Here is a 12,401-nt window from a genome sequence, read left to right as displayed (position 1 = left end):
CTTCTAGAAACGGTAAGTGAGGTCGACGAGCAGACGCAGATCGCGTTCGCGATCACCGTCGTATGGTCGGCTGACCAGGCTCAGGTTGGCGCCGGCTTCCAGTACATCGTTCCAGCGAAAGCGTTGGCCGTAGCCCACCAGACCGATGCCACCGGTGGAATAGTCCCGCTGGCTGTAGGTACCCGCACCGACCTGGAACTGCTGACTCCACTGGGTCTCGTAGCGGTGATAGAGCACGTGGTTGATGTTGAGGACGGGCAACACGGTGAAGTCCGACTTCGGGTTGAAGTAGATCGTGTCTTCCTTGCTGTTGCGGCTGGCGCCGACTTCCAGGCCCAGGTCCACCTGTACTTTCGGCGAGCTGTAGAGGCCTTCGCGGCCACTGAGCAAGGCTTCGAAGCGGTCGTTGCCGTCGCTGAAATGGGAAGGGCTGAGGGTCAGTTTCCATTCACGGCTTTCGTTGGCGCGCCAGCGGATGAAACCGCTGCCGCCGTTGGCCGTGATCCCGTCATTCAATGCGCGCAGTGGCGTGGTGGACAGCAGGTAACCCAGGCTGCCGCCGTATTGCCAGTTGTCGTTGATGTCGCGGGCAATCGACACGGCGGCGCCTTGTTTTGAGCCATCGCCGTAGGAATGGTTGGAGACCTCGGCCTCAATGGTCATGTCGCGTGTGCGCCGCTCTACGCCAACCACTTGCCAACGATGCTGCCCGGTGCCCTCTTCGAACGTGGCGCGGGCATAGCCGGCACCGGCGAACAGGCGCCAGTCTTCGTCGATGGGTGGCGTGTAGAGGCGGCTTTCAATGCCCCAGTCACGGCTGCCCGAGACGGCACCGGCATCGCCGTTGTTACCGCCGCCGAAGCTTTTCCCGGTGTAGGCCTCGACCCGCAGCTCGGCCATGTCATGCACTTCGCGCAGGCGTTGCAGGCGCTGCACCTGGCGGTTGTCCGGGTTGCGGGCGACCACGTCGTCGGTGAGGATGTCGAGTTGACGCCATTCCTGCAGGTCCAGCGCGGTGAAGCCCTGCGACATTTCCAGGCCGATGTCGCGCGGGCTCTGCGCTTCGGTTTCCTTGAGCGAGCTTTCAGCGCGTCTAGGCCAGTCGCGGGCGCGGTACATTTCCGCTTGCGCCAGACGCAGGCCGATGCTGCCAGGGGCCTTGCCCACCAACTCCTCCAGGGCCTTTTCGCTGGACGGCAGGTCGGCGCCATAGGTGCCGGCCTGTGCGGACAATTGTTGGGCGTCCATCCACTCATCGTTCGGGTTGCCGATCGGCAGCCCCTTCAGTTCAACCCGGGGTTTCTGGGTGTCGGCCAAGTGCTTGGCGACCGCACGCGCTTCATCCACCTGGTCGTTTTCGAGCAAGGCGTAGAACAGCGCGGTGGTGTCTTCTACACGGTCGCCCACGTCCGCATCGGGAGCATCCAGCGCCTCGCGGTACAACGGCGCGGCCTTTTCCGGCAGACGCTGATCGAGGTAGGACGCGGCCACCCAACGCTTGGCGTAGGTGGGCAAGCGCACACCTTCGGCCTGGAGGGTCTCGTATTCGCGGATCACCTCCGCGGTACGCGCCCGTGCCTTGAGCGCGCCCAGGCGGTCGATGCGCCAGATCACCACGTCGTCATGGGCGGTGGCGTCAGGGGTCCAGCGAGCAAGGAGCCTGTCGTAGTCCTGCAGCGCACGGTCGGCGATGACATAGCGTTCTTTCTCGGTACGCGTTGCGAACTCGGCGATGCGCACACGCTCGGCGGCCAGGTCACCTTCGAGGCGACGCTGGGTCACCGGGTCGACAAGCCCCGGACGCTGGGCCGAGAGACGCAACGCCGGCTGCGGCAGACGGGCCTTTTGCAGGGCGACCACGTATTCGCGGGCGACCTCAGGCTTGTCGCCGGCGCGAATAAAGGCCTGGTCGAATTCAAACAGCGCGTCGTACTGCAAGCCTGCACGGGTCAGCGCGTAGCCCAGCGCCATCCGGCGGTTGGGATCGTCGGGCTTGGCAGCCACCAGTGCGCGTGTGCGTTGCACCGCTGCGTTGGCTTTGCCACCGTCAGCCTCGGTGAGGGCCAGGCCCAATTGCAGGTCAATGTTATTCGGCTCACGCAGCAGCGCCTTGCGATAGACCGCTTCGGCCTGCGCCCACTGCTTCTGGTTACGATACGTGCGCGCAACCGTGGCCAGCGCCTGGGCGGTCAGGTTGCGATTCTGCCCCTGGGCCTCGTAAACCTTCAGCACCTCGGCATCCTGGCCGGCCCAACCGGCGATCACCAGGTGGTCGCTGATCTGGCCTGGCGTCTGGCGCTCGGCTGGCAATTGGCGCAATTGAGTCAGGGCGGGGGTGAAGTTGCCGTTGCGCGCCTGGATGATCAGGGCGTCATAGGCCGGGTCGGCCATGGCGAAAGTGGGCATCAGCAACTGGCTGCACAAGGTTACCCCGATGAGCAGCCGCAACCGGCCTGAGGCACTGAGTGGGAGTGTTCGCAGCATATCGTGAGCTTCCTTACACACGGAAAGCTGTAACGATAGGTGGTCCTGAGCGGTTTGCATCAGGGTGTCGGCGTCTCGTGACCCGACCTAGCTTTCCTGTAGGAACTATCCCCGACGCGTGGATGGAAAAGGACAAGTCATAACAATTGTTCAGAATTGCACTGCAAATCTGAAATACGAATGGGGGAGCAGGGTTAGCTGCGATAGAGGGTTGCCAGTCGACATAGGTGTCGACGGTTTGACCTTTATCGCAGCTAACCCCGCTCCCCCATTTTTTATTTCAGGGCGATGACGAAATTTTTACTGCGCGCCGCCAACCGCACCGACCTTGGACATCACGAAGCTGATGAATTGCTCGACGGTCATTTTCTGGCCATTGAAGGTCACTTCATTGTTGGCGTAGTGCAGCTTGGACACCACATCGCTGCCCACCAGGGTTGCCAGCTGCGTACCCACGGCCATGCCGCTGACCATTTCGCTGGCCATCTGGGATTGCTGCTCGATGGCTTTAGGATCGGTCACACCGCCGACCTGCGCTTGCAGGGCCGCCACGTCGGCGATCATCGGCTTGGACAGCGTCAGGTTGGCGTCCAGCAGCGAGACCATCTGCTTGCCCAGTTCAACCGGCGGCAGCTCCATGGAGGTCGGTTTGGCCAAGTCCAGCACCAGGTTGAATTTGCTCTCGCCGTGGGTGGTTTTCAGCGACAGGTTTTCCAGCGCCAGGTGCGGCTTGGCAGCCAGCAACTGGTTGACGTTGGCTTCGGCCAGGGCCTGCTCGGCTTCGGTCAGTTGCAACTCCGGCACCGGTTGTCCGGCAGCGGCAGCGGCTTGCACCGGCTGCATCTTGTCCTGGTACAGCTTGGTCAGCACCAAGCCCGAAGGCACATCGATGTTCTTCACGCTCAGGGCCATGGCGGCAGAGCCGACCGGTTTGCCCTGGTAGCCGATCTCGTCGATCTTGTAATCGACGCGGCCGGCCATGTTGTTGTCTTTGACTTCGCTGGAGTCTTTCTGCTCGAAGCCCTTGAGGGTCAGCACGGCTTTCTGCGGGCCGAAGGTGACTTTGGTGTCGCTCAGCTCGATGGTGTTCTGCCCGGTGTAGAAGCCGAAGGTGGATTTTTCCAGGTTGCTGGCCACGGTCAGGCCGGCGAACTCAGCGTCGAATGGCGCGCCATTGGCGTCGACAACGGCCAGTTTGAGGCTGTTCACGTAGCCATCCACCTTGACCTTCTTGCCTTCGGCAGTGCTGTCGAAATCCAGGTTGAGGCCGGAGAAGTCCACAGAGGACGTTTCGTCCTTGAACGCCAGGGGCAACAGTTCGAGATTGCCGTTCACCGAACGGCTGTAGCCGATATTGGCCACGCCTTTGAGCGGCGATACATCTTTGGCGGCAGCGAACCACTTCTCGGTGGTGGCGTTCTTTTCCAGTGCATAGTGACTGGTGGCCATGACCGGCAGCCATTTCAACGACACCAGGCGCGAGAACGGCAGCGGGCCGTGTTCGATATGGTCGACAATCAGCAGCTCGGGGTTCGGGTTCTGTTCGCCGAAGACCGAGCCCTGGCCCTTGAGACGATAGTGCGCGGTACTGCTGAACAGGCCACGGTCCAGGGACACCAGCTCCAGGGAAACGGTGCCGTCGACGCCGGCCATGGAGCGTTGCAGTTCCTTGTTGGCGTCCTGCACGGCCGTTTGCAGCACCGGCTCCAACTGCTTGCCGGTGTACCAGGCACCGCCTGCACTGACGACGCCCACGGCGACAACAAAACCCAAAAGAACGACTGCTGGCTTATTCATGAAGTGACCTGATCAAATCCTGTGAGAAGTGGGCTGTCTTCCTTGAACCCCAAGGGGATTGGCTCAAGCCCGCCGAAAACGGGGGAAGATTAGCACTGGGGGCCGCGAACGGCCCAGCTTTTCAGAGGGATCAGTTCAGCAGTAGTTCAGGAGTACTCCAACTCAATTTCATCCAACTGGTGGTCGAAACTCTTCAACCGCGCCGTCCAGGTGTACACCAGCACCTCAAACTCGCGGTGTATCACGGCGTTGCCCGGGGTATCGGCCTTGGGGTCGCAGAAGTCCAACTGGTAGCGCTCGCGGGCCATTTGCGTGGCTACGTCGGACAATTCCCGCGCGTTATTCAGCCAGTGCCTACCTTCGGCAACTTGTTTATCGAGCGCCACGCACTGTTTTTTCAGGACTTCGAGGCTTTTTTCCAGGGGGGTGCCGGTAAGGTCGCCCATGACTTCCTGGAAGGTACGCCCCGGCTGCCAATAGCTGCCCCAGAAATAGCGGTCGAACACCGTCTCGACCCGGCGCAGCGCGACCTTGGTGTCCCAGATCGCGACACGGGTCTTGCCCTGTTCGAGGAGCTTTCGCTTCACCCGCTGATTTTGGTAGGAGGCCCAGGCCACCACACCGATGGACAGGGTGCCGATCACCAGGCAAGCGCTGTCGAGAAACACCATGGCCTTGTCGAGTTGGTGAGCCAGCATGACGCCGTAGAAATAAGCAGCCGATAACAGCACCAGTGCGAAGAGCACGCACCAGAAAGCGGGAGCATAAGGGTTTTTCATTATTGGAATCCCCATGAGCAAACGCGAGCAGTGTCAGGTGGAGCGTCACGGCGCCCCACCTGACCAAGCATAGCTTTTAGCTCAGGGTTTGCCGGGCTGTGACGCTTGCGTTCGTCCGCTTTCCCAGCCGCCGCCCAGGGCCAGGAACAGATCGATCTGGCTCATGGCAACCTGGGTGTTGGCCGCCGCCAGCTGGGCGCGCACATCGGTATAGGTGCGGGTGGCTTGCAGGTCGGCCAGGAACGACGCGCGACCGGCCTGGAAGAAGCGATGGGTCTGGCCCGCCGCTTCCTTCGCCGACTCGCCGGCCTCATTCAGGGCATCACGGCGTTGCAGTTGCGCGGTGTATTGCGCCAGGCCGGTCTGGGTTTCGCGGATGGCATTGAGCACCACGCCGTCGAAGTGGGCCAGGGCGCCCTGGGTGGCGGCTTCGGCTTCGTGGATGCGTGCGCGGGCGCCGTTGGTCGGCACCGTCCAGCTGATCATCGGGCCGAAGCCCCAGCGGTTGGTGGGCGCCGTGCCCAAGTCGTCCAGTATGCCGACGGTACCCACGGTGGCGCCAATGCTGATGTCAGGGTAGAGCGCAGCGGTGGCCACACCGATACGCGCCGTGGCGGCGGCCAGTTGGCGTTCGGCCTGGCGCACGTCGGGACGGCGCTTGAGCAGCGCAGCGCCATCACCCACCGGCAGCAATTGCGCGATATGCGGCAGCTCGGCGCAAGTGCCGGTGCCGGCCGGCAATTGATCCACCGGCTTGGCCAGCAGCATCGACAGGCGGAACAGTCCGGCCTGGCGCGCTGCTTCGTAGCGCGGCATGTCGGCGCGCAGGGATTTGTATTGGGTCTGCGAACGGGTGACCTGGGTTTCATCGCCCCGCCCGGCGTCGCGCAGGCGTTGGGTCAGCTGGGTGCTCTGGGCTTGCAGGTCGAGGGACTCGTTGGCGATGGCCAGCTCTTCATTGGCTGCGCACACCTGGGTGTAGGAACGCACGACATCCGCCACCAGGGTGATGCGGGCGATGTCGGCAGCGGCCTGAGCCGCATCCGCGTTGGCCTGGGCGCTTTCGATACCGCGCTGCAAGGCGCCGAACAAATCGAACTGGTACGAGGTGGTGATCCCCACGCTGCCGATGTTGGCCACCGGGACTTTTTCCGTCAGCAAAAACGCTTCACCGGATTCCTGCAGACGCTGGGCCTCGGCCTTTGCGCCCGCGCTCCAGCCGCCTGCGGACTCAGCTTCCTGGGTCTGGAACCGCGCGCGCTGCAGGTTGGCGGCGGCCACCCGCAAGTCGGTGTTGGAGGCCATGGCCTGGCGCACCAGCTCATCCAGGCGCGGGTCCTTGTACAGCTTCCACCAGTCGGCCGGCACCGGGGCCGAGACGACGTTGCCACCCTCGCCGGCAATCTGCCCTTGCAGGTCGCCCCGGTTGATGGCGGACTTTTCCGGCAGCGTGTAATCCGGCCCCACCACTTGGCAGGCCGACAGCAGCAACCCCAGCGTAGCGGTGGCCAGCAGCTGCTTCATGGCTTGTCTCCGTCTTTAACCTTGTCGTCGATGATCGAGACGGTGGCCGTGCGCCCGGCGATCATGCGGAAGTCCGCCGGCACATCGTCAAAGGCGATACGCACCGGAATCCGCTGGGCCAGGCGCACCCAGCTGAACGCCGGATTGACGTTGGGCAGCAGGTTGGAGCCACTGCTGCGGTCGCGGTCTTCGATACCGGCGACGATGCTTTGCACGTGGCCATGCAGGCGGGCGTTGTCGCCGATCACCCGGATGTCCACGCCCATGCCGACATGGATACCGTCTAGCTTGGTTTCTTCGAAATAGCCGTCGATATGGAACGAATTGCTGTCCACCACCGACAGCACCGGGCGCCCGGCGGTGACGAACTCCTGGGTACGCGGCGCACGGTCGTTGACGTAGCCGTCCACGGGGCTGCGGATCACCGAGCGGTCGAGGTTCAGTTGCGCGGAATCCACCGTCACCTGGGCTTCGGCCAGGGCCGACTGGGCACGGGCCACGCGGGATTGGCTTTCTTCCAGTTGCTCGCTGGGCACCAGGTTGCCCAGGCCTCGGTTGCGCTTGTACTCGCGCTGGGCCTGGGCCAGGGTTTCCTGGCGGTCGGCCACGGCGGCCTGGGCTTGGCGCAAGGCCAGCTTGAAGCGGTCCTGGTCGACGGCGAAGAGCACCTGGCCTTTGGTCACCAACTGGTTGTCGTGCACGTCCACGCGCTGGATCAGCCCGGACACGTCCGGGGCGATCTGCACGATGTCGGCACGGATGTGGCCGTCACGGGTCCAGGGGGCAAACATGTAGTACATGACCATGCGCCACACCACGACGACCGCGAACGTCACGATCAACAACGTGAGGACTACACGGCCGATGGTCAAAAAAGGTTTTTTCATGTCATCAGGTATCGACTGAGTGAGTCCACCGCGCCCAGCAACAGCGCGTACAGCCCCACATTGAACAATGCCCGGTGCCAGACCAGGCGATAGAAGTGGAGGCGGGTCAACAACCCGTGCACCACCAGGAACAACACATACGTAATGCCCATCAGCACCAGCAGCGTGGGCAGGAACACCCCGCTGATATCCAGATCACCGATCATAAAGGCGCTCCATCAGGCAGCGGCGCTTGCATCTCAGTGCCGCCAATGAACTCCACACCCGGCAGCAACGCCAGGCGCAAACCGGCCAGCGCGTGCAGCAAGTGCAGGCGGGTGTCGTCTTCGTCTTGCAGGCCCTGGCCGTTGAGGGCGCGGCGCGTGCGGTCCAGGGTCATCAGCAGACCGCTGGGCGCGGGCAAGCGTTCACCGGCCTTGAGACACGCCTTGAAGTAACCGCCCACACCTTCCACCACTTGGTTGAGCAACACCCGTGGCACGCCGAGGATGCGCGGCGAGTAGGCCAGCAAATCGAGCAGGTTCAACGCCACGCGCAAATCGCGCAGAGCGGTGCCGGTGTCCTGGTTGATCAGGGCCAGGCGCGGCAGGTGTTGCATCAAGCGGTCGAGCATCTGCACGGCCATGTGGCGGTGTTCGGCCAGGGTCGCAGGTTCGGTGAGGCTGACGATGTCGCGCCAGCTGAAACGGGTCAGGCGCTTGGCCGCCAGCTCGGCGCCGAAAGGCCGCGCGATCAGCGTCCACACAAAGGCGAACAGCAGGCCCACCGGCCCGGCCAGGTTGACGTTGGCGAAGTTGAGGAAGTCGGCGTCGTAAGCACCCTGGATGCTGATGAACGACGAGGTGTTCACCAGCGTCAGCAACATGCCCAGGTAGAAACGCGGCTGTACGGTGAGCGTGCCGATGCAGATGAACGGCACCGCGAAGGCCAGCACCAGCATCGGAAAGTCGTGCAGATTGGGCAGCACCAGGAACAGATAGAGACTGGCGAACAACACCGACATGGCGGTCCAGAAAAAGAACCGGTAGATCTGCGGCGCCGGGTCGTCCATCGAGGCAAAAAAGCTGCAGGCGACGGCGGCCAGGATCACCGCGCTGCCGCCGTCGGTCCAGCCGAGCAGGATCCACAATACCGACGCGACAATGATCGCGGTGACGGTGGAAAACGCCGAGTAGAACATCAGCCCACGGTCGAGGAACGGCGTGAGCCGGCCCAGGCGCCAGTGGCGGTAGACGGCGCGCCAGGTGTCCTGGCTTTCGCACTGGATGGCGGCTTGCAGGCTGCGGCAGTCCTGCCACAGGTCGATCCACTCGGCCAGACGATACAGCGCATTGGAGAACAGCAGCGTGTGACGATCGTCGAGCGCTTCGCCGCTGGGCTGCAGGGCGTCGACCTGATCACGCAGGACGCGCCAGCGTTCCATTGGCGCCGCTTCTTGGGTGTCCTCCAGCCACTGGCTGGTCGCTTCCAGCAGCGGCGTGATTTTATCGAGGAACTCGGGCGCGCGATGTTCGATGGCATAGAGCGCGTCGTCGAGGGCGTCCACCACCGGCAGCAGGTGAATCATGCGCCCGCGCAGCTCCTTGGTATTGCGCACCGTCTGCGGCCGTGCGCCTTCGTGAGGCAGCTGGCCGATCATCAATTCGAGGGTATTGAAGGTGGCGACCATGCCGCCGCGCAAGGTGCTGATTTCTTCAGGCGCCACATTGCGCGTGATAAAGCGTTGGCTGTAGACCTGGGCATCGGCAAACCACTTGGCCACCGAGCCATCGAACACCGGCATCAGCCGGCGCGGCCAGAACATCGCACCCACCACCGCCGCTACGGCGATACCGAGGAAGATTTCTTCGGTACGCGCTTCAGCTACATCCCACACCGCCAGCGGGTTATCCACCACCGGCAAGGCGATCAACGGCAAGGTGTAGCCGGCGAGCATCAGCGCGTAGTTGTTCGCCGTGCGCAAATGCATCGACAGGAACAGCAAAGTGCCCGTCCACAGGGCAATCACCACCACCAGCATGTAGGGCGACTGCACGAACATCGGCACGAACAGCACGGCCGCCGCCGCGCCCATGAAAGTGCCGATGGCACGGTACAGCGCCTTGGAACTGGTCGGGCCGACAAACGGGCTGGAAACGATATACACCGTGGCCATCGCCCAGTACGGACGTGGCATTTGCATAAGCATGGCGATGTACAAGGCAATCATCGAGGCCGCGAAGGTACGCACCCCGTAGAACCAATCACGAGCGGGCGGGAAACCGGTAAAAAATCCGTTCAAAGCGACGCCGCCTCGAAGGCACGCAGCACACGCAGCGCGGCCTCCATATCACCTTGGGTCATGTCGGCCAGCACTTCCTTGCGCAGGCGTACCAACTGCACTTCCACTGCCTGTACCAACTCGCGGCCACGCTCGGTGAGGCTGAGGGACTTGGCGCGACGGTCGTGGATGTCTTCGGTACGGCACACGTAACCGTCGGTGCACAGCCGGTCGAGCAAGCGCACCAGCGACGGGCTTTCCATCCCCGAGGCCTGAGCCACTTTGACCTGGTGCACACCGTCGCCCAGGCGACCGATCATCAACAACGGCACGGCGCAGGCTTCGGAGATGCCATAGCTCACCAGCGTGGTCTGGCAGATTTTGCGCCAGTTACGGGCGCCCACCACCATGCTGCTGCTGAGGTTCATCTGGAGTTGTTCGAGGGATTGAGGCACTGGATAGTTCGCATACAGTTAGTTTGCTAACTATCAATATGATAGGTGAAGCCAGATGCGTCAAGTTTTGAAACAATTTTGCGGATGGGTGGTGGGTGGTAGCGGTAAGTAAAGCGGGTCTTGGGGGCCGGTGCTGAATTCCCGCCATCAACCCCATGGCCCGTGCGTCAGAAAAAGTTCACTAACGCGGAAAAACCTCAGATTTTTTTAACCTTCACCAGATTTTTTCAACTTTTGCCCTTTCTGCTAAGTTTTTTGCACCCCTCGCCCACCCCGCAACATCAGATTCAACTCATCCACCACTTCTGCCCAATCCGCATCCTCCAGAATCTCCTCGCGCAAAAACGCCTTCTGGCTGTCCGTCCAGAAAAACGCATCCGCCAGGTTCAGCTCCGGTTTGAGCGGTGAATGCACCGCCACGAATTTCTCGATACTCACCGGGTCATCGGGCAGCCCGAGCTGTTTGAACAGTGATGGCAAGCTATGTACGGGCGATTGCATGACGGGCTCCTGATAGAAAAGCATTTACCCAGTCTAGCGGCAGCCCTCGGGTTGCGCCGACGGGACATTGCACAACACGAACAAGCGCGCCCTGGCGCCTCCGCCATCCTGGCGACTGAGTTCGCGCCAGCCTTCGGGCAGCGGGGCGAATTCGTCCGGCGCTTCATTGCTGCTGATCAGCCACACACGGCGGGTTTCGGCGGGCAGTGCCGACAGGCGGTCGAGGTAGATGCGTCCGCCGTCCTGGTCCACCAGGGTGCCGAAACCATAGGCATTCGGCCGGGTTGAGGCGCCATCCGGCTTAGGTGGGGTGTAGAGCTGCAATTGGGCATCGGTCTGGTCGTAATACACATAGCTCAGGTACCACAACATGTCGCTGAGGACGATGCGGTCGTCTTCCTGGTAATTGCGGTTGACGAACTCCACCGGCACATTGAACTGGTCGTGCTCATCCACGGTGAAATTGTTCTTCAATCCCACCAGCTCGACGCCGACGAATAGCACAAACAATGCCGCGCCCAGCAGTGCAAACCGCGACGGCAGACGATCAATGGCCATCGCCAGCAGGATCGGCAAGCCCAGGGCGTACACCGTCAGGTAACGTTCGATAAACACCGGGGAAATAAACGACACGCCGTAGACCAGCAGCAGTGGCAACAGGAAAAAAAGCAACAACAGGCTGGCCGGTCGGTGGCGTTCGCGATCGCGCCAGGCGGTAATGACAACCACCGCCACCAGCAGCAGCGGAAACAGCCAGAACAGCGGCGCCCAGAAGCCGACGCCTTCATCCTGCAGCACGAACTGCCAGATCATCGACGGCAGGGAGAACAGGCTGACGGGATCTTCCCAACCGATGTCGCCCCCCACCTTGAGCTGTTCGACATGCTGCACCAGGTCCAGCAGGTTCGGCAGCCACGGCAGGTACAACAGCACAATCGCAGCGTTGGCCGCCCACCAGGCCGGACGCGTGATCAGGCGCTGGCCTCGCGGCGCCGTGCCACACAACACACCCAGGTAAGCCCAGTGCACCAGCACACAGAGCGCGGTGAAGTAGTGGGTGTAGAAACCGGCACTCATCAACACCACATACGCCGCCAGATAACGCGTGCGCTCGGGCTGGCGCACCCAGTACACCAGCGCCAGCGTGGCGCCCAGCAGCCACACGCCGAGCAGCGAATACATGCGCACTTCCTGGCTGTAGCGCACCGCCGTCGGCAACAGCGCCAGCAGGATCCCCGCCAGCACCGCCGCCCGGCGGGTGGAGAGTTGCCGGGTCAGCCAGACGCCCAGGCCCACGGCGACCACACCGGGAATGGCGCTCATGCCGCGAATCGACCAGATGCTGTCGCCGAACAGCTCGATCCAGCCGCGCAGCAGGAAAAAATACAGCGGCGGGTGCACGTCGTGTGCGGCGTGGAACCACAGGTCGCCCACGGCGTATTCGCTGAGCAGCAGGCTCGAACCCTCGTCACCCCAGATCGCCGACGCCGTCAGGTGGTAAAACCGCAGGGCCATGGCCAGCGCCAGGATCGGCAACCACCAGAGACCGCTGATCCAGCCGGCACCTTCCCACGTGAGGCGATTGAGTGCCGGTAACGTCCCGACCTTTTCGTTTTGCTCTACCACAGACCGACGCACCTCAATTCCCCTGATTGCCCAAGCGCAAACACCGCCACTCTAGGACAAAAGCCCAGGATCCGCCGCTGGAATCGGA

At 62.6% G+C, this 12,401-nt stretch carries 10 protein-coding genes; all 10 read right to left on the bottom strand.

Translation table 11 applies throughout. From position 1 onward, the window contains the following. Positions 1-3: 3 nt before the first annotated feature. The 10 genes from pgaA to BM026_RS09670 all read right to left on the bottom strand — a co-directional run bounded on the left by pgaA (position 4) and on the right by BM026_RS09670 (position 12,325). Positions 4-2,484 (bottom strand): poly-beta-1,6 N-acetyl-D-glucosamine export porin PgaA, encoded by a 2,481-nt coding sequence (gene pgaA, locus BM026_RS09715; RefSeq protein WP_092248744.1) that lies wholly within the window; start codon positions 2,482-2,484, stop codon positions 4-6. Between the two features lie 300 nt (positions 2,485-2,784). Further along, entirely contained in the window at positions 2,785-4,281 is a 1,497-nt protein-coding gene (locus tag BM026_RS09710) for a YdgA family protein (protein ID WP_093121873.1), read from the bottom strand. A 146-nt stretch (positions 4,282-4,427) separates the two neighbouring features. Continuing rightward, positions 4,428-5,060, bottom strand: a complete 633-nt coding sequence (locus BM026_RS09705) for an NADH:ubiquinone oxidoreductase subunit N (protein WP_092248747.1) — start codon at positions 5,058-5,060, stop codon at positions 4,428-4,430. Between the two features lie 81 nt (positions 5,061-5,141). After that, positions 5,142-6,584: an efflux transporter outer membrane subunit gene (locus BM026_RS09700; protein WP_093528307.1), complete on the bottom strand. Its 1,443-nt coding sequence runs from the start codon at positions 6,582-6,584 to the stop codon at positions 5,142-5,144. Further along, positions 6,581-7,471, bottom strand: coding sequence for an efflux RND transporter periplasmic adaptor subunit (locus BM026_RS09695; protein WP_092248753.1), 891 nt, complete (start codon positions 7,469-7,471; stop codon positions 6,581-6,583). The genes BM026_RS09700 and BM026_RS09695 overlap by 4 nt, the downstream gene beginning before the upstream one ends. After that, positions 7,468-7,677, bottom strand: coding sequence for a DUF1656 domain-containing protein (locus BM026_RS09690; RefSeq protein WP_010214247.1), 210 nt, complete (start codon positions 7,675-7,677; stop codon positions 7,468-7,470). The genes BM026_RS09695 and BM026_RS09690 overlap by 4 nt, the downstream gene beginning before the upstream one ends. Next, positions 7,674-9,752, bottom strand: a complete 2,079-nt coding sequence (locus BM026_RS09685) for an FUSC family protein (RefSeq protein ID WP_092248756.1) — start codon at positions 9,750-9,752, stop codon at positions 7,674-7,676. The genes BM026_RS09690 and BM026_RS09685 overlap by 4 nt, the downstream gene beginning before the upstream one ends. Beyond that, positions 9,749-10,159, bottom strand: coding sequence for a MarR family winged helix-turn-helix transcriptional regulator (locus BM026_RS09680; RefSeq protein WP_058425810.1), 411 nt, complete (start codon positions 10,157-10,159; stop codon positions 9,749-9,751). The genes BM026_RS09685 and BM026_RS09680 overlap by 4 nt, the downstream gene beginning before the upstream one ends. Positions 10,160-10,432: 273 nt before the next feature. Further along, complete coding sequence (locus BM026_RS09675; RefSeq protein ID WP_058425812.1) at positions 10,433-10,687, bottom strand: DUF2789 domain-containing protein; 255 nt, start codon at positions 10,685-10,687, stop codon at positions 10,433-10,435. Between the two features lie 33 nt (positions 10,688-10,720). Next, positions 10,721-12,325: a glycosyltransferase family 39 protein gene (locus BM026_RS09670; protein WP_093513609.1), complete on the bottom strand. Its 1,605-nt coding sequence runs from the start codon at positions 12,323-12,325 to the stop codon at positions 10,721-10,723. Between the last annotated feature and the right edge of the window lie 76 nt (positions 12,326-12,401).

The organism is Pseudomonas sp. NFPP24 (assembly GCF_900112095.1).
GTDB classification, from domain to species: Bacteria; Pseudomonadota; Gammaproteobacteria; order Pseudomonadales; family Pseudomonadaceae; genus Aquipseudomonas; species Aquipseudomonas extremorientalis.
Note: the sequence above shows the minus strand (reverse complement) of the source record. Positions and strands in the feature narration are given on the sequence as shown.